We start from the raw sequence: 17,873 nt of genomic DNA on the forward strand, positions 1-17,873 counted from the left end.
TTGCGAGGTCAGGGACACCAGTAGAGTTGAACGGGCATGATCGATTGCGAGAGAACGGCGCGGACGGGCATGACGTCCACCGGGCCGGTTTCGAGGGCCTTGTCGAGAACTTTCGCCTTTTCCTCGCCCTCGATATGGAGATAGAGCGCGCCGGTGTCGAGCAGGCGCGGCAGGGTGAAGGTGACGCGCGGCTCGCCCGCGCCCGGTGCGCGGATGCCAACAAGCGGCCCCTCATCCGACAGGGCCGCCTCCAGCGCATCTCCGCCGGGAAAGAACGACGCCGTGTGCCCGTCGGTGCCCATGCCCAGAATGACCGCGTCGAACGGCGCCGGGGCGGCGGCAACTGCAAGATTGGCCTTGTCGATACCCATCGCGTCGGGCTCCGGGCCGCCTGCATAAAGCGGAATGAACCGCGCGGCGGCGGCAGGGCCTTGCAAGAGGGTATCCTTGACCAGCCTTGCGTTGGACCGGTCCGAAGAATCATCGACCCAGCGCTCGTCGACCAGCGTGACGGTCACAAGCTCCCAATCTATATCCTCGCGCCGGGCGAGTGCTTCAAAAAATTTCCGGGGCGTCGAGCCCCCCGATACGGCAAGCGAACCCGCGCCGCGTTTTTCGATCCCGGCAACGAGATTGTCCGCCACCGCCTCCGCCAGCGCTTCGGCCAGCTTGTCCTTGGTGGAAAAAACATTGCGTTCGATGGTCATTTTTCTTGTCCTTGTTTTTCGTCAGCAAGCATCGCTGCCCCCTCATCCGCCCCTTCGGGGCACCTTCTCCCACGAGGGGAGAAGGGAACCTGTGGGGTGGCAACATCCGCCCCCCTCTCCCCCCGTGGGAGAGGGGCTGGGGTGAGGGGGCGGCGCCGAAGGCGCCGGTCACCGCTCAATCCGCCGTTTCGTGCCAGGTCCGTCCGTCACGCTCGATGAGTGCCACCGAGCCGGTCGGGCCCCAGGTGCCCGCCGTATAGGTCTGGGGCGCGTCCGTGGCGTTGTCCCAGGCTTCGCGGATCGGGTCGATCCAGCGCCAGGCGGCTTCCAGTTCGTCGCGGCGCATGAAAAGGGTCTGGTTGCCGCGGATGACGTCCATCAAGAGCCGCTCATAGGCTTCGGGCGTCCTTTCGGTGAACGTTTCGGCAAAGGAGAGGTTCAGCGGCACTTCGCGCAGCCGCATGCCGCCGGGGCCGGGGTCCTTGATCATCAAAAAGAGCTTCACGCCCTCGTCGGGCTGGAGCCTGATGACCAGCTTGTTGGCCCTGGGCGCGCCCTCGGCGTGGTCGAAGATCGAATGGGGGATCGAGCGGAACTGGATGACGATTTCCGACACCCGGTCGCCCAGCCGCTTTCCCGTCCTCAGATAAAACGGCACGCCCGCCCAGCGCCAGTTCTCGACCTCGGCCTTGATGGCGGCAAAGGTCTCGGTCCTCGAGCCCTTCTTTTCCTCGGGCAATTCGTCCTGATAGCCGGCGACCGAGCCGCCATTGACCGCCCCGCCCTTGTACTGGCCGCGCACCGTAAACTTCGTGACGCTGTCCCCGGCGATCGGCTTTAGGGAACGCAGGACCTTGAGCTTTTCGTCGCGCAGCGCGTTCGCATTGTCCGAGGCGGGCGGCTCCATCGCAACAAGGCACAAAAGCTGCATCATGTGGTTCTGGACCATGTCGCGCAGCGCGCCCGATTCATCGTAATAGCCGCGCGTGCCCGCGCCCACTTCCTCGGCGACGGTGATCTGCACGTGGTCGATATGGGCGGCGTCCCAGATGGGCTCGAACAGCACGTTGCCAAAGCGCAGGGCCAGAAGGTTCTGGACCGTTTCCTTGCCCAGATAATGGTCGATCCGGTAGACCTGATCCTCGGCGAAAACCTCCGAGATCGCGTCGTTGATCTCCATGGAGGAGGCCAGATCGTTGCCCAGCGGCTTTTCCACCACCACCCGCGCGTCGCGCCGCCAGTAGCCCTTTTCGTCGAGATAGGCGCAGATCGGCCCAAACAGCGAGGGGGCCACCGCAAGATAGAAGGCGCGCACGATTTCTGGATCGTCGCGCAACGCGCCGTCGAGATCGGTCCACTTCTCCCTGTCGCCGACATCGTTGGGCACATAGGAAAAGCACGACACGAACTTTTCCATGATCGCCTTGTCCTGATATTCCTTCTCGACGAACTCGGTCACCGCGTCGCGGGCGAATTTCTGGAAATCCTTGTCCGAGAGCTTCGAGCGCGACACCCCGATGATGCGCGATCGCTCGTCGAACTGCCCATCGTAAAAGCGATGGAACAACGCCGGGATCAGCTTGCGCCGGGTAAGATCGCCCGTGGCGCCGAACACCACATAGTCGAATGGGGTAACGGGAATGATGCGTGCAGACACTGGGCTCGAAGCCTCCGGCTTTAAAGGGTTCAGGATCGGATAGACCCTATGCCGATGCGGCATTCTGGCGGGCCAGAATGAGCGCACCGTGTAGCGGTTCTCTGCGGGGCATGCACACATAGTCGCCATGGCGCGCTTCGAGCAACGGCATCAGCCGGTGCCCGAAACCACCCACGACGGCCAGCGAATGCGCACCGCATTTTTTGAAATAGGCGACGTAGCGGTCGATATGACCAAGCTCGATCTCGATCATTTTCGCAGCGACCGAATCGCCATCCTCGAAATATTCGACCAGCATGGGCATCAGCGCGCCGTAGTCGGCGGGCTGGCGGCCATCGAAGCTCCAGCCCATTACCGCATCGAGCGATCCGCCGAGCCGTTCGATGACGGCATCGGTAAGGGGCGATCCTTCCACCAGCCCGTCCCTGGCCTCAACCGCGTAGCGCACGAGTTCCCGGCCCAGAATGGCGCCCGACATCTGGTCCCCGATGTGAAATCCCCAGCCGCCGACCTGGAACCGTTCGCCTTTTACGAGCGCCAGACCGGCCGAGCCGGTGCCCACGATGATCACCGCGCCGTCCTTGCCCTCATGGGCGCCGGCGCGGGCGATGTCGATGTCGTCGTAAACCGAAACGCTCGCAAAGGGCCAGCCGCGCTGCGTGAACGCTTCACGCGCCGATATCAGCCGCCCCCCGGCCATGCCGAAGCAGGCATGGGTCCTCGCCGTCTCGGCAAGGTCGAGCCCGGCCTTTGCGAACACCTCGCGCGTGCCGTCGGTGATCGAGCGATAAGCCATCTCGCCCCCTTCGAGCTGAAGGTTGGCGCGCCCGCCGGACACTTCGGCGATGATATTGAGTTCGGTATCGGCGAGGCGCACGCGGCAGTTGGTGCCGCCGCCGTCAACTCCGAGATAATAGTGCGGCAATCGCGATGGCTCCCCTGATGGCGGTCGCGGACATGACACGGGACTAAGACAAAAGTATTATATGGTCAAATCGTAATTGCGCGAACACCTTGAACCCAAGCGCAGGAACGGGCAAGCCTGCCGGGCGTTTACCTTGGAATCTGGAGCGGATTTGACCATGAGCCAACACATTCTGGTGCTGGGCGGCGCGCGGTCCGGCAAGACGACGCTGGCCGAGCGCCTTGCCATGCGGCTGGGCTCACACCCGGCCTATCTCGCCACCGCCGAGGCGCTGGACGACGAGATGGCCGAACGCGTCGCCGCCCATCAGCGCCAGCGCGAGGGCCGGTTCGCGACCATCGAGGAGCCGATGGAGCTTGCCCAGAGCCTGTTCGCCGCCGCCCAGACCCATGACGTGATCCTCGTCGACTGCCTGACGCTGTGGATCACCAATCTCTTGAGCATGGAACGCGACGTTGCCGACGAGGTCGAAAGCCTTGTCGAAATGCTCGAAGGGATCGAATCGAGCCGGGTGATCCTCGTTTCCAACGAGGTGGGCCTGGGCATCGTCCCCGACAACCCCCTCGCCCGCTCCTTCCGCGACCTCGCCGGCACGGCCCACCAGCGGCTCGCCGAAACCTGCGGGTCGGTCTATTTCGTGGTGGCGGGGATTCCCGTGGTGGTCAAGGGAACCGCGCCCGAGATCTGAGGGAGACATGCGATTGGCCCGGGTGGATCGGTGCCCCTGTTATGCGCCCCCGGCTCCATTGCCCTTAAGATATGTCCTGAGGCCGCCAAACCTCAACCCGCAAAAAATAACTGAACGAATTGAACGCAATCCGTACAATTCGTTCAGTTATGAGGCCAAAAGCCACCACCAGACGAGCGAGGCCCCGCCCAACAGAGTCCAAACAGCGAACAATGCCCGCTTATAGAGCCCGATTGCGCGAACAATATCTTCTGCGCCAAGGTCGCGCCGCCCGCGTCCCATCGGCGCAAGATCGAGCATTCGGCCCTGATAGGCGCGCGGCCCGCCCAGCCCGATACCGAGCGCGCCCGCCATCGCCGCTTCAGGCCAGCCCGCATTGGGGGAGGCGTGATGGCGCGCATCGCGCCTTGCAGCTTCAAATGCGATGGTCTTGTCCCGGGCCATGACGATCAGGAAGCCGGCGGTCAGGCGGGCGGGGAGGAAATTGACCAGATCGTCGAGCCTTGCCGCCGCCCAGCCAAAGGCTTCGTAGCGTTCCGAGCGGTGCCCGATCATCGAATCGGCGGTGTTGATGGCCTTGTAGAGCGCAGCGCCGGGCAGGCCGAAAAGGACGAGATAAAAGAGCGGCGCGATGCCCCCGTCCGATGCGTTTTCCGCCAGCGTCTCGATGGCCGCCCTTGCCACACCGGCCTCGTCAAGCGTTGAGGTATCGCGCCCTACGATATGGGAAACCGCCTCGCGCGCGGCGGCGATGTCGCCTGCCCGAAGCGGGGCAACGACGCGCAGCACCGCGTCATGCAGGCCCTTGTGCGCCAGCAGCGCGGAGGCCAGCACCGCCTCCCCGATCCAGCCGAACGGCAGGGAACGCAAAAGCACGGTGATCGCCCCACTCGCAGCCAGCACGGCCAGCAGGACAACGCCCAGCGCGATCATCCCTCCCCTTCTGCGGGTGGCAAAGTCGCGTTCGGGGTCGTTGAAACGAGCCTCCAGCCGGTCGATCAGCCAGCCCATCCACATCACCGGATGGCCGATGGCGGCGACCAGCCTTTGCGGGTAGCCGAACAGCCATTCGCACCCCATCGCGATGAGTGCCACCCACAAATTCATGCGATAACCGGCTCCCGCGCCATCGCCAGCAGCGCGTCGAGATCGAGATGGGTTTCGATATGGGCCGCGAGCGCATCGAGCGTTGCATCGATATCGGCCTCGAAATCCAATAGCGGATCGGTGGCGATGCCCAGACGGGCCAGAAAATCGCGCCGGAACGCATCGGAGGCGAAAAGACCGTGGAGATAGGTACCCATCACCCGCCCCGATGGCCCGCGCGCGCCCTCGGCCTCTCCCGCGACATGGGCGAAGGGGCGGGCGGTGTCGGGGCCCGATGTCGTGCCCATATGCATGTGGTAGCCGGCAAGCGGCAGACCGGAGATCGCATCGATGGCGTTTTCGGGCCGCAACTGCTTTTGCGGACCGAGCACGGTTTGTACATCGAGAAGGCCCAGCCCTTCGCTGACGCCGGAAGCGCTTTCCAGCCCCCCGGGATCGGCCACGGTCCGCCCCAGCATCTGATAGCCTCCGCAAATGCCCAGCACGTGTCCGCTGGCTCGCACATGGGCCGCGATATCGATGTCCCACCCTTGCGCCCGCATGAACGCAAGGTCGGCGCGCGTTGCTTTCGAGCCGGGCAGGATGACCAGCCTTGCCTCGCGCGGAATGGGCTGGCCGGGCTGGACGATAACCAGCCTTGCCCCCGGCTCGCGCTTGAGCGGATCGAGATCGTCGAAATTGGCGATGCGTTCGAGCCGGGGCACGGCGATCACCGTTTCGCCCCCCGCTGCCCCAAACGTTTCCAGCCCCAGCACGTCCTCGGCAGGGAGGCGGTGGGCGCGGTCGAAATGGGGAATCGGGCCGAGGCAGGGTTGACCGGTCCACCCGGCGATCAGCTTCCTGCCGTCATCGAAAAGGGAAGGATCGCCGTGGAACTTGTTGATGAGCGTAGCGGCGACGAGTTCTGCATCCTCCGGATCGATCACCGCAAACGTCCCGATCAGCGAGGCGATGACCCCGCCGCGGTGAATATCCCCGATGAGGACAACCGGTACGCCTGCCGCGCGCGCGAAGCCGAAATTGGCGATGTCGGTCTCGCGCAGATTGACCTCGGACGCGCTGCCCGCGCCTTCGACAAGCACGAGATCGTTTTTCCCCGCCAGTTCGGAAAAGGCCGCCAGCACGTCGGGCATGAATGTCTGGCGTTTGCTGAAATAATCCCGCGCGCTCATCGAGGCGACGCGCCTGCCCCGCACTACCACCTGCGAGCCGGTTTCGCGCTCTGGCTTGAGCAGCACCGGGTTCATCGCCGTCACCGGCTCCCGCCGCGCCGCCCGCGCCTGCAAGGCCTGCGCCCGCCCGATCTCCCCGCCATCGGCGGTAACGGCGGCGTTGTTGGACATGTTCTGTGGCTTGAAGGGCGCGACCCTCAGCCCGCGATTGGCAAAGGCGCGGCACAACCCGGCAACGATCAGCGATTTGCCGACATCGGAACCCGTGCCCATGAACATCAGTGCGCGGGCGGTCATGGCGCCCCCCCCCCTCCCCTTGCTGCGCTCGCAGGGCTCCACTGGAGCCCTGCGTTCCGGCGTTGCCGGAACCGCTTGCAAGTCCCCCACAAGGGGGGAGGTGCTGGTCTTGTGCGTAGGAGAGACCCAGGCAAAGGAAACACCCTCCCCTTGATGGGGAGGGTTGGGGAGGGGTGAAGCCAAGAGCACGGGATCATCGGAACGTCTCCCCTGCAATCACATGCGCATAAGACCCCATCACCCGCCCCGATTGCACGCCCATCGGCGCCAGCGCCTCTCCTGCCGCGTCTCTTGCCTCGAACAACACAGGCAAACCGGAAGGCCCGGCGGAGGAATAATGAAACTCGTGTCCGTTGAGCCTTTCCGGCCATGGCAAGGGTGATGCGTGGGTGAGCCTGCGATAGCCCAGCACGCGTTTCGGCCGGTCGATGCGGGAGTGGACGGGTAAAAGGCCGGACATCGGGTGCACCTTGCCATCGCGGTCGGCAAGGGTTTCGCCCAGCACCATGAAGCCCCCGCATTCGCCGTAGATCAGCGCCCCGCTATCCTTTGCCGCCCGGAGGCTAGGCGTGAATTTTTTCGCATGGCCGAGCGTTTCGGCGTGCAGTTCGGGATAGCCGCCGGGAAGGAATATGGCGTCGGCATCCCCGGGGACCGGTTCGTCGGCCAGCGGGGAAAAGAGGCGGATCGATGCGCCCGCCTCGTGCCAGCCCGAAAGGATATGCGGGTAGGCAAAGGCGAAGGCCGCGTCGTGCGCGACCGCGATGGTCTGGCCCAGCGGCGGCAGGGCCTGCATGGTGCCGGAACCATCGAGCGGTTCGGCGATGGCGTCCAGAAGCTCGAAGTTGATATGGGTTTCGGCCACCGCTCCGGCGCGGGCGAGATAGTCTTCGATCCCCTCGATGTCACCGGGCAGGACCAGCCCCAGATGGCGCGCGGGCAATTCGAGATCGGCGCGGCGCGGGATGACGCCGAGAACCGGCAGTCCGGTCTCCCCGATAGCCGCGCGCAGCATGGTCTCGTGGCGGTCGGAAGCGACCTTGTTGAGAACGACCCCCGCCACCCGCACGTCCTCGCGCCAGGTCGCGAACCCCCTCGCCAGCGCGCCGACCGACTGGGCCTGCCGTTCGCAATCGATGACGAGGATGACGGGCAGAGCGAGCGTGGCGGCAAGATCGGCGGTCGATCCTCCGCCCGAAATCGCCCCGTCGAACAGTCCCATCACGCCCTCGATCAGCACGAGATCGTGCCCCTTCCCATGCGCCTTTGCCAGCCCCCGGAGCATGGCGGGAGGCATGGCCCAGGGGTCGAGATTGATGGCCGGCGAGCCTGCGGCGGCGGCGAGAAAGGCGGGGTCGATATAGTCCGGGCCTGTCTTGGCGGGCGCCACCGCCCTGCCCCTTTCCGCCAGTGCGCGCGCCACGCCGAGGGTGATGGCGGTCTTGCCCGATCCCGAGCGCGGGGCGGCGATGATGAGGGCTTTAGCGGGCATGGCTGCGCCCGGCGTTGTGGGGTTGGCATCGCGGCCCCCTCATCCGACCCGGCTTCGCCGGGCCACCTTCTCCCACGAGGGGAGAAGGGGATTCGGTGGATATATCGACTCTTGAGCCCCCCTCTCCCCTCGGGGGGGAGGGGTTGGGGGTGAAGGGGCCAGCGATGGTGCAGCTATCCAAAATCGTTCTCCCGCCTTGCGCCGAGATACCAGTCGAGCTGCTCGCGATATTTCGAGACCGGCCCCAGGACGACGATCGCCGGCGTCGGCAACTCTTGCGCCTGCACCAGCCCGCCCGCTTCACCGAGCGTTGTTTCGATAACCGTCTGATCGGGCCCGGTGGCGCGGGCGACGATGGCGAGGCGGTCCTGCGGGTCGCGGCCGGCGGCGAGCAATTTGGCGGCGATCGAGGCGAGGTGCTTGACCGCCATGTACATGACGATGACCGGCGCGGCGTTGGCGATCGCCGCCCAGTCGACGCCCTGCGGCACGTCGCCGGTGTCGTCATGACCGGTAAGGAAGATCACCGCATGATTGGTGTCGCGATGCGTTGCGGGAATGCCCGCGTAAGCCAGCCCGCCGATTCCGGCCGTAACGCCGGGCACGATGCGGAACGGGATGCCCGCTTTTGCCAGCGTTCCCGCTTCCTCCCCGCCGCGCCCGAACATGAACGGATCGCCGCCCTTCAGGCGCAGCACGCGCCTGCCCGAGCGGGCGAGTTCCACCAGCCGCAGGGAGATATCGGCCTGTCTGGGTGAGGGCTTGCCGCCGCGCTTGCCCGCATAGATCAGCTCCGCTTCCGGGTTGGCCATGTCCAGAAGACCCTGGGCGACCAGCGCGTCATAAACGATGGCGTCCGCCTGCCCCAGCGCGTGATAGCCCAGAAGCGTGATCAGCCCCGGCGCCCCCGGCCCCGCGCCCACGAGCCACACATGGCCGGGCTCGAACGCTGGGAAACCGGCGGCATCGAGGCGGGCGAAATGGGCTGGGCCGGAACCGGACATGGATTCTCCATTTGGCGAAGGGGCCGCCCATGTATAGTTCTTGCCGGGCAAATGTGGATACCCCTTTTGGGCCGGAACCCATGAACGAACGCAAGACCATCCTGATCCTTGGCGGCACGGGCGAAGCGCGGCAACTGGCCGGTCGGCTCGTGGCGCTGGGCCATGACGTGACCAGTTCGCTGGCCGGGCGTACGGCTACGCCACGCCTGCCCGCCGGCAAGGTGCGCATCGGCGGCTTCGGAGGAGCAGAAGGGCTGGCGGCCTTTCTCCGCGCGGGCGGCTTTACGCTGCTGATCGACGCCACCCATCCCTTCGCCGCACGAATCTCGGCCAACGCGGTAGCCGCCAGCGCGGAAGCGGGCGTGCCACTGATCCGGCTCGAACGCCCGGCCTGGGTGGCGCCCGCCGGTACGGCGTGGATCGAGGTCGATACGATTGCGGAAGCCGCCAGAGCGTTGCCGGATGGCGCGCGGGCTCTCTTGACTATCGGACGGCAGGAAATCGGCGCGTTCGCCGGGCGCACCGATTGCCACTTCATCGCGCGCGTCATCGATGTGCCAGACGATGTTCCCTTGGGATGGGAGATAGTTGCGACACGAGGGCCATTTTCAGTGGCCGGGGAAACGGAACTGATGGCGACGCGCGGCATCACGCATCTGGTGAGCAAGAACTCGGGCGGCGATCAGGCCGCCGCGAAACTGGAGGCGGCGGCGGCGCTTGGGGTGAAGGTGGTGATGGTGAGGCGGCCTATATTGCCGGAGGCGGAGACGGTTGCCGGTATCGAGGAGGTGCTGAACGGCTTTAGATGACTTCCGGTCCTGACAATAAACGGCACGCCTAAAGTTTTTAGGCCGGATCGCACTAGATTCCGGGAATAAATCCCGGAATGACAATGGTGATTTTTGCCCGATCCTGCACTACCTGCAATGTCACCCCGGTATTCATTGCCGGGGCCCAGTCTGACGCTTCCTCAACCGCCGGACCTTCGGTGGTTCCATCAAATGGGAAATGCCTTAAACCGGCCTGCCGAACCTGGCCGCATCGATCGGGCTCTCCGCCTTGCCGATGGCGCAGGTGGCCTGTGCGGAATTCTGCTTGGCAACGAGCAATTGCCCCGCCTTGAGCGCTACGGCCTCGCAGACCCCGGCGACACCGATCGCCGCGTCGACCGCGTCGGAAGGGGTCTGGAGCCGGGGGCGTTCCTTTTCGATCTCGCGCTTTGAAAAGACGCGGAGCGGGACGCCGAAATGCTCCGCTGCGGCAGCGAGGGCGGGGTGGGATTTTTTCGTTTCCAGCGTTGCCAGCACCGAGAGCGCCTGCGGGGCGAGGCGGTGGTCGGCGAGGGTTTTCTCGATCAGCGAAATCACCTCCTCCGCCCCCACGGCGCTGGTGCAGCCCACCCCGGCAACAAGGGTTCTGGGGTGAACGTGGAGCGTGGCTTCCTCCGCCACCTCTTCGCTCACGACAATCCTTAGCGCACCGTCCCCGGCAATGGGATAGCCGGCCAGTTCAAGCCAGCCCGAGGGCCCCTCGACCTTTAGCTTTTCGCCCTTCAGGAGCGCGGCCATGGCCGGCTTGACCAGATCCGGGGTTGCAACGACATAGCCCGGTGGAGGATCGGCGAGGGAAAAATCGTAGAGCGTATCGGAGGTCGACGTGACGGCGGCGGTGCCGCGCATCATGTCGGCGATCCAGCGCGCAAGGGCGTTGGCCCCGCGATGGATCCCCAGCAGCGGCACGGCGACCTTGCCATCGGCGGAAACAGCCAGCACCGGGGGCTCGTCCGCCTTTTCGCCGATATCGGGCCCGATCAGCCGGATCATCAGCCCGGCGGCGCACACCCCGACGATCGGCACCCGGCCCGCGTAAGCGGTGCGCACCATCTCGCCCGCGCTGCCGCGCCCCGGCCCCAGGAAATGGACGGGCGAGCCGAGCAACTGAGCCACGTGACGGGCGATCTCGTCGCCCTTTGGCGACATCGAGAAGACGAGCGGGGTTTTCACGTGGGACGGCTGAAAGTTGAGTGGACAGGGCAGCTTATCTGCCGTTTACACCAAGCACGACCCATGGGCAACGATGGGCAGCTAGCGCGCGATGCGCTTGATGCTGTCGCGAGGGATGAGGTGCACGGGCACCTCGACGGTGGGGATGGGATCGGTGTTGCGCTTTTCGATGATGTCGAGCAGCAGGTTCATCGCCCGGCGGCCGATTTCGTCGCGGGGCTGGTGGATGGTGGAGAGCGCGGGGATGTAGCTGTCTGCCAGAACAATGTCGTCGAAACCGAGAATGGAGACGTCCTCGGGGATGGAGAGCCCATGCTTGTGCACCTCGCTCATGAACCCCATCGCGGCAAGATCGTTTGCGCAAAAAACGGCGGTGGGCCGCTGGGGGAGCGAGAGAAAGGCACGCGCCGCGTTCCGGCCCAGACCTGCCTCGAACCCGCACTCGAAGAAAAATTCCGGCCTTATGGGCAGGCCCGCCTCGGTCAGCGCGCGGCGCAGTCCGTTGGCGCGCGCCCGGCGCACGGGCGTATTGTGGGAGGCATAGGTGTGCCCGATCAGGGTATGCCCCATCTCGATCAGGTGCCGTCCCGCAATGTAGCCAGCGTGCTCATTATCGATCAGCAATTGGGGGATCTTGAGGTTGCCCCGTTCCTCGCCCAGCGCGACGACGGGCGGGGTGCCCGCATACAGCTTTTTCATCAGCGCGAAATCGTCGGCCGAAATGCGGTGGCCCGACAGGAGTATCACCCCGTCGACCTTGGCGGTGCGCAGATTGGATAGGATCAGGTCCTGGGTGCCGCCGGGGCTGGGATTGGTGATCGAGACGGTGAAATTCGAGCTTTGCGCGCGGCGCTGGATACCCCGGAAAAGTTCGGAATAGTAGATCGAGCCCACGTCATGAGCGACGACCAGAACGGCGTTGGCACGCTGGAGCTTGAAATTGCGCGCGGTCTCGCTCTGGACGTAATGAAGCTCGTCCACGGCCTCCTGCACTTTGCGGCGCGTCTTTTCGGTAACGGCATCGGGGGCATTGAGAGCGCGGCTGACCGTTGCGGTCGAAACCCCCGCATGCCGGGCGACGTCACCGATAGATGGTCTTTTCACGTTTTCCAGCGTCCCAGCATTTTCGAGGGCGTCAATCTTCTAGCCATTTTGTCGCGGCTGGCAAGCCGAAGGGATGCCTTGCATGCGCCGCAATGGCGGGCAAATTGATAGGATCATGATTCGATGCGCCCTGTGTGCCCTCCTTGCCGCATGTCTTGCAGCGCCCGCGTTCGGCGCGGACTGGACACGCTATGTCAATCCGCGTTTCGGGGCCGGCGTCGACATTCCACCCGGCTACGGGGCGAGCGGGACGACGCCCGATGGCGAGGGCAGGATATTCCGCGCGGCGAACGGACGTTCGACGATCATGGCCTGGGGCGCTCCGCTGGGGGGCGACTTTTCCGGCGAGATGGCCCGCCGCATCGGCGCCGAGGAAGGCGAAGGATGGGCGCTGACCTACCGCTCGGTCACGCCCGATTGGGCTGCCTGGGGCGGAACGCGCAAGGGGCACGTCTTTTACGCCAAGACCATCCTCACCTGCGGCGGCAGACAGACCGCCAATGTCCGGCTCCAATATCCGGCAGCCGACATCCCCGATTTCGACCCCATCGCCCTCAGACTCGGCCGGTCCATAGGGCAGGACGGCGGGTGTTTCTGACAAAGCCGGCGCTTGCTTCATGGCGCTGTTTTCATCACAGTGACGATGCTTTTCGATTCGTTCAGGGTGGGGGGAGTTGCCCGATATGCTGAAAGCTTTTCTGAATTTCGATAATTTCGTTTTTCCCAAGCTGGTGACCGTTATCTACTGGATCGGCATCGTGCTGATCACGCTGGGCACGATTCTTGGCTTTTTCGGTGCCCTGATCGGGATGTCCAATCCCTATGGCTCGCCGGGCATGGGGCTGGGCGGGGCACTGGTTGCACTTGTCGGCGGCGTCATCGGCCTCGTTCTCTGGCGGCTCGTCGTCGAGTTCTGGCTGGTGATCTTCTCGATCCGCGACCTCTTGCGCGACATTCGCGACCAGCGCAGCGCCTGACAGCGCCACCCAATTCTATTTTTTCCGTCGTTGCCCGGCGTGTCCGGGTGATGGCGGGGAGGATTGATGGAAGGGGGGCCGATTCTAAAATTCGATTCCAGCCTGCGCCTTTATGCCCTGCTCGCGGAAGGGGTGTTTGATCAGCGTCATTTCGGTGACGAGATCGGCGATTTCGATCAACTCGTCCTTGGCGTTGCGGCCGGTGACGATGACGTGCTTGTCGGCGGGCTTGTTCCGTAGCGTTTCGATCACCTCGTCGAGCGGCAGGTAGTCGTAGCGCAGGCAGATGTTGAGTTCATCAAGCAGGACCATTTTGTAATCGGGATCGGCAATCAGTTCCCTTGCCCGGTCCCAGGCCTGCCGCGCCGCGGCCAGATCGCGCTGGCGGTCCTGAGTGTCCCAGGTAAAGCCGTCGCCCATGGCGTTGATCGAGACCTGATCGGGGAATTTTTCCAGAATGTCGCGCTCGCCGGTGCCCCACTTGCCCTTGACGAACTGGACGATACCGACGTTGAAGCCGTGGGCGATGGCGCGAAAGACCATCCCGAATGCGGCGGTCGACTTGCCCTTGCCCTTGCCGGTATGAACGATCAGCAGGCCCTTTTCCTTGTCGTTGGCCGCAACGAGCTTGTCGCGTGCCACCTTCTTTTTTTTCATTTTCTCGGCGTGATAGGCATCGCGCTCGGCCTCGGTCATGCGGTCGATTTTCTTGGTGCGTTCTTCGGTCATCGGTCCATCCTTTGGCTTACCCCAGAAATTCGTACGCCGCGTTCGATCGCGGGGTCCAGAAGCCGCGCTCGCGAGCTTCGTTGAAACGGTCGATGAGTTCGTCATAGCCGAAGCGGTTGGCTGTCTTGAGGAAATCCCGCGTCGCCTCGTCCATGACGAACGCCTCGAAGGCGAGGTCGAAATGATGCGTCTTGACCGCGCCGGTGGTGGCGGCGAAGCCGAACATGAAATCGAGCGTTGCGACGATCTCAAAGGCCCCGCGATAGCCGTGGCGCTTCATGGCCCCGATCCATTTGGGGTTGACGACGCGGGCGCGCATGACGCGGGCGATCTCTTCTTCGAGCGTGCGGACCTTGAGGTTTTCAGGCCGCGAGGTATCGAAGTGCCAGACGGCGGGCTTTACGCCAGAAAGGGTTTCGACGGCAGCCGAAAGCCCGCCCTCGAACTGGTAATACTGGTCGGAATCGAGCAGATCGTGCTCGGCGTTGTCCTGGGTGTGGAGAACGGCCTCGGCGGATTTGAGGCGCTGCGCGAAGGCCGCTTTTTCGGGACTGCCCTCAGCGTGCGCGCCGTAAGCATATTGGCCGGTCGCAAGAACGGCCTCGGCCAGATCGGCCTTGTCCTGCCACTTGCCGGTTTCGACCATTTTTCCGACCCCTGCGCCATAAGCTCCCGGCGCGGTGCCGAAGATGCGGTGTCCGGCGCGCAGCGCGGCCTCGGGCTCGCTCTGACCTTCGTTCATCAGTGCCAGCGCGTCGGTGCGCATGCGGGCTGCAATGGGGTTGTCCTCCACCGGTTCGTCAAGCGCGCCGATGGCGCGGACGGCGCGATCGAACAGCGCGATCTGGGCGGGGAACGCGTCACGAAACAGGCCAGAAATGCGCAAAGTCACATCGACGCGCGGACGGTCCAGCTTTGCCAGCGGAACGATCTCGTAGCCCATGACCGAGAGCGATGCGCCCTGCCAGACCGGCTTGGCGCCGATCAGCGCGAGGGCCTGCGCAATGTCGTCGCCCCCGGTGCGCATGTTGGCGGTGCCCCAGACGCTCATGGCGATGGACTGGGGATAGGTGCCGTGGTCCTGGAAATGGCGTTTCAAAAGCTGTTCGGCGGCGCGCTGGCCGAGCGCCCACGCCGTCTGGGTGGGAACGGCGCGGTTGTCGACGGAATAGAAATTGCGCCCCGTGGGCAGCGTATCGATGCGTCCGCGCGTCGGCGCACCGGAGGGGCCGGGGGCGACGAACCTGCCGTCGAGGCCATCGAGGAGCGCCTTTATCTCGTTGGGCCCGGAGGCTTCGAGACGGGGGCGGATGGCGGTTTCGATCTGGGCGAGGACGGCGCTCGTGGCCGTCCATTCGGGATCGGGCGCGCGGCCTGTCACGAGTTGGGCGGCAAGCGCTTCGAGCCGCTCGATGGTATCGCCGCCCGAGCGCCAGACGCCGCCGGTATCGAGAACTTCGGGTTTGGGCCCGGTCCATTCAGCCGCCATATCGAGGGCGAGCGGGTCGGTGCCGAGTTTCAAGTCATCGGCCAGCGCGCGAATGAGCGAGGCGTCGCCCCCCTGCCCTTCTCCGCGCGGCACACGGGCAAAGGCCACCAGAAGATCGCGCTTGAAATCGCCGGCGGGAGACCGGCCAAAGACGTGCAGCCCGTCGCGTATCTGGGCTTCCTTTAGTTCGCAGAGGAAATTATCGATGCGGTTGAGGGCTTCGGCGTCGTCCTCGGGAATGCCGATATCGGCGTCGAGGCGCGTGTCACGGGTGAAATCGAGGATGCGGCGCTTGAGGGTATCGAGCCTGCGCTGGTCCATGCCCATGGCGAGATAATATTCATCGAGCAGCGCTTCGAGATCCTTTAGAGGCCCATAGGTTTCCGCGCGGGTAAGCGGGGGCACCAGATGATCGATGATGGTCGCGCCGGTGCGGCGCTTGGCCTGGGTGCCTTCGCCGGGATCGTTGACGATGAAGGGATAAAAATGTGGCACCTGCCCCCAGAGTACCAAAGGATAGGATTCGCTGTCGAGCGCATTGGCCTTGCCCGGCAGCCATTCGAGATTGCCGTGCTTGCCATTGTGGATCAGCGCATGGATGCCGAAGGCGCGATGCAGCCAGAGGTAGGACGCGATATAGGCGTGGGGCGGCACGAGATTGGGATCGTGAAAGCTCACCTCTTCCGCCATGTCGTAGGCGCGGGCGGGCTGGAGGAGGATGGCGGCGTTGCCGAAAATCTTTATGGGCAGATGGAAGGCATCGCCGCGCACGAAGGGATCGGCCTCCGGGGCGCCCCAGCGAGCCGGGACGTCCTCGCTTATGCAGGGGTGAAGGTCGGCGAGCCAGGCCTTGTAGGTTTCAAGCGGCAGGACGGCATCGGAGACGCCGTGTTGGGGGCGGGCGTTGGTGGGGCCGGTCTGGAGATGGGTGATGAGGGCGATGCCGGATGGAAAATCTTGCGGCTTTGGCTGGCTCCGCGCACCCCTCACCCCCAGCCCCTCTCCCTCAAGGGGAGAGGGGGGCTCGCAAGCCGAGACATCCGCAGGGTTCCCCTTCTCCCCTTGAGGGAGAAGGGGGCCCGGCGCAGCCGGGTCGGATGAGGGGTGCGCGATGCCAGCCTCACCCACATCATACCCAACCTCCCCCAGCACCCGCAAAATCTCCACCGTCGATTGCGGCGCGTCGTAGCCAACGCCGTTGGCCAGTCGCCCGTCACGCAAGGGATAGTTGGCCAGAACAAAACCTATCTTGCGCCCGGCGCGGGGTGTCGTGCGCAGGCGGGCGTAGTTCCTTGCGAGGTTTGCCGCGCGGGAAATGCCGTCGGGTTCGGCGGCGAAGGATGTAAGCGGGCATTGCGTGCGCGCGTGCCAGACCGCTTCGGCCTTGTGCCCGACGATCAGGCCGCCGACGCGCCCGTCGAGTTCGGGCAGCACCACCTGCATGGCCAGATCCTTGCTCGTCAGCCCGCGCGGGTCGGCCTCCCACATCACCGGGGGGCGCGAGCCCTGGACGAGCTGGATGACCGGGGCGTCGGTGAGCGCGAAGGGGTTCTCTTGCGCATCGAGATCATTGATGCCCAGCGCAAAGCCGGTGAGGTTGAGGATGGCGGCGGGGTGGAGATCGCCCAGCGCCTGCCGGACGAAGGCGGCGCAGTCTTTGGCCTTGAGCGAGGAAATGACGATGGGGACGGGGTTGAGGCCGTTCGCTTCGAGGGCTTCGACAAGGGCTTCGAGGGTGGCTGTTCCGGCGCCTTCGATGAGGGCGCGGTAGAAGAGGATGGGGATGTGAGGCGCCGAATCCCCCCTCCCAACCTCCCCCACAAGGGGGGAGGTGTTGGCCTTGTGCGTAGGAACGTGCCCAGAAAAAGGAAGCCCCCTCCCCTTGATGGGGAGGGCTGGGGTGGGGTGAAGCCACACCGGCAGATCTATCTGCGATTCCTCTCCCGGGCTGGGGGTGGGGGTATTCAAAGTGATCCCTTTTTCCCGATCCCAAAATCCGAACGCCGGGAAAGGTTCTGCTTCCTGCGGCACCGGCTTTCCCTCGGCCAATGCCTGGAATGCCCCAAGGATCGCGTCGGCATTGTCCGGGCCGCCTGCGAGGAACAGTTTGTGCAATGCGTGCCAGTCGGCCTCGGGGATTGTCGAGCGGGCGAGAAGCACCGGGTCGGGGTTGGCGTCGCCGGGGAGGAAGGCAAGGGCGATTTTTTTCTCGCGGGCGAGCAGTTCGATCTCCTCGCAGCCATAGGGCCAATAGGCCGCGCCGCCGATGAGGCGGATGACGATGAGCCTTGCGCTCGAAAGCGTGTTCGCGCACCAGAGGTCAACCGAATAATTGTGCGCCAGCCGCATGAGGCTTGCGAGCCGCAGCCCATCCTCGCCGGCCCGGTCGGCGGCGGCGGCGAGCATGGCCAGTTCGCTGTCGGCGGACGAGGCAAAGGCGTAGCGGCCCGGGGTCTGAGCGAGGTCGATCGCCTCGCCTTCCTGCTGCAATGCACCGGCCTGCGCGGCGAGAAGGTGCATGG

At 64.9% G+C, this 17,873-nt stretch carries 15 protein-coding genes; 4 read left to right on the forward strand and 11 right to left on the reverse strand.

What is annotated here, in order from left to right; translation table 11 throughout:
* Positions 1 to 8: 8 nt before the first annotated feature.
* The 3 genes from pgl to DQG18_RS05370 all read right to left on the reverse strand — a co-directional run bounded on the left by pgl (position 9) and on the right by DQG18_RS05370 (position 3,289).
* Positions 9 to 707 carry a 6-phosphogluconolactonase gene (gene pgl / locus DQG18_RS05360; RefSeq protein WP_116653194.1) on the reverse strand — a complete coding sequence of 233 codons (699 nt, stop codon included), beginning with the start codon at positions 705 to 707 and terminating at the stop codon, positions 9 to 11.
* 175 nt (positions 708 to 882) lie between these two features.
* A complete protein-coding gene (gene zwf, locus DQG18_RS05365; protein ID WP_116653195.1) occupies positions 883 to 2,364 on the reverse strand; it encodes a glucose-6-phosphate dehydrogenase in 1,482 nt (493 codons plus the stop codon).
* A gap of 46 nt (positions 2,365 to 2,410) precedes the next feature.
* Positions 2,411 to 3,289 carry a glucosamine kinase nucleotide-binding domain-containing protein gene (locus DQG18_RS05370; RefSeq protein WP_157970012.1) on the reverse strand — a complete coding sequence of 293 codons (879 nt, stop codon included), beginning with the start codon at positions 3,287 to 3,289 and terminating at the stop codon, positions 2,411 to 2,413.
* A gap of 157 nt (positions 3,290 to 3,446) precedes the next feature.
* Between DQG18_RS05370 and cobU the strand changes: the two genes are divergently transcribed.
* Positions 3,447 to 3,977: a bifunctional adenosylcobinamide kinase/adenosylcobinamide-phosphate guanylyltransferase gene (cobU, locus tag DQG18_RS05375; RefSeq protein WP_116653197.1), complete on the forward strand. Its 531-nt coding sequence runs from the start codon at positions 3,447 to 3,449 to the stop codon at positions 3,975 to 3,977.
* A gap of 147 nt (positions 3,978 to 4,124) precedes the next feature.
* Here the strand turns inward: cobU and cbiB are convergent, their stop codons facing one another.
* The 4 genes from cbiB to cobA form a co-directional block, all read right to left on the reverse strand.
* The gene (gene cbiB, locus DQG18_RS05380; RefSeq protein WP_116653198.1) at positions 4,125 to 5,084 is read right to left on the reverse strand and encodes an adenosylcobinamide-phosphate synthase CbiB; all 960 of its coding nucleotides are present in this window, start codon (positions 5,082 to 5,084) and stop codon (positions 4,125 to 4,127) included.
* Positions 5,081 to 6,553 carry a cobyric acid synthase gene (locus DQG18_RS05385; RefSeq protein WP_116653386.1) on the reverse strand — a complete coding sequence of 491 codons (1,473 nt, stop codon included), beginning with the start codon at positions 6,551 to 6,553 and terminating at the stop codon, positions 5,081 to 5,083. The genes cbiB and DQG18_RS05385 overlap by 4 nt, the downstream gene beginning before the upstream one ends.
* Before the next feature lie 193 nt (positions 6,554 to 6,746).
* On the reverse strand, positions 6,747 to 8,045 hold the full coding sequence (locus DQG18_RS05390) for a cobyrinic acid a,c-diamide synthase CobB (RefSeq protein ID WP_116653199.1): 1,299 nt from the start codon (positions 8,043 to 8,045) through the stop codon (positions 6,747 to 6,749).
* 173 nt (positions 8,046 to 8,218) lie between these two features.
* Positions 8,219 to 9,049, reverse strand: coding sequence for a uroporphyrinogen-III C-methyltransferase (gene cobA / locus DQG18_RS05395; RefSeq protein WP_116653200.1), 831 nt, complete (start codon positions 9,047 to 9,049; stop codon positions 8,219 to 8,221).
* A gap of 80 nt (positions 9,050 to 9,129) precedes the next feature.
* Between cobA and DQG18_RS05400 the strand changes: the two genes are divergently transcribed.
* Positions 9,130 to 9,858, forward strand: a complete 729-nt coding sequence (locus DQG18_RS05400; RefSeq protein ID WP_198669666.1) for a cobalt-precorrin-6A reductase — start codon at positions 9,130 to 9,132, stop codon at positions 9,856 to 9,858.
* Positions 9,859 to 10,062: 204 nt separating this feature from the next.
* On the opposite strand, the gene DQG18_RS05405 is transcribed toward DQG18_RS05400, so the two are convergent.
* Both DQG18_RS05405 and DQG18_RS05410 read right to left on the reverse strand, forming a co-directional pair.
* Positions 10,063 to 11,052: a cobalamin biosynthesis protein gene (locus DQG18_RS05405; RefSeq protein ID WP_157970013.1), complete on the reverse strand. Its 990-nt coding sequence runs from the start codon at positions 11,050 to 11,052 to the stop codon at positions 10,063 to 10,065.
* A gap of 81 nt (positions 11,053 to 11,133) precedes the next feature.
* Entirely contained in the window at positions 11,134 to 12,156 is a 1,023-nt protein-coding gene (locus DQG18_RS05410) for a LacI family DNA-binding transcriptional regulator (protein WP_116653202.1), read from the reverse strand.
* Positions 12,157 to 12,271: 115 nt separating this feature from the next.
* Here DQG18_RS05410 and DQG18_RS05415 point away from each other — a divergent pair, with 115 nt between their 5' ends.
* On the forward strand, positions 12,272 to 12,754 hold the full coding sequence (locus DQG18_RS05415; protein ID WP_157970014.1) for a hypothetical protein: 483 nt from the start codon (positions 12,272 to 12,274) through the stop codon (positions 12,752 to 12,754).
* Between the two features lie 85 nt (positions 12,755 to 12,839).
* Positions 12,840 to 13,133 carry a DUF4282 domain-containing protein gene (locus tag DQG18_RS05420; RefSeq protein ID WP_116653204.1) on the forward strand — a complete coding sequence of 98 codons (294 nt, stop codon included), beginning with the start codon at positions 12,840 to 12,842 and terminating at the stop codon, positions 13,131 to 13,133.
* 84 nt (positions 13,134 to 13,217) lie between these two features.
* On the opposite strand, the gene cobO is transcribed toward DQG18_RS05420, so the two are convergent.
* Both cobO and cobN read right to left on the reverse strand, forming a co-directional pair.
* Positions 13,218 to 13,862 (reverse strand): cob(I)yrinic acid a,c-diamide adenosyltransferase, encoded by a 645-nt coding sequence (gene cobO / locus DQG18_RS05425; RefSeq protein ID WP_116653205.1) that lies wholly within the window; start codon positions 13,860 to 13,862, stop codon positions 13,218 to 13,220.
* Between the two features lie 16 nt (positions 13,863 to 13,878).
* The gene (cobN, locus tag DQG18_RS05430; protein ID WP_245958372.1) at positions 13,879 to 17,871 is read right to left on the reverse strand and encodes a cobaltochelatase subunit CobN; all 3,993 of its coding nucleotides are present in this window, start codon (positions 17,869 to 17,871) and stop codon (positions 13,879 to 13,881) included.
* Between the last annotated feature and the right edge of the window lie 2 nt (positions 17,872 to 17,873).

The organism is Pelagibacterium sediminicola (assembly GCF_003390885.1).
Taxonomy (GTDB): Bacteria; Pseudomonadota; Alphaproteobacteria; order Rhizobiales; family Devosiaceae; genus Pelagibacterium; species Pelagibacterium sediminicola.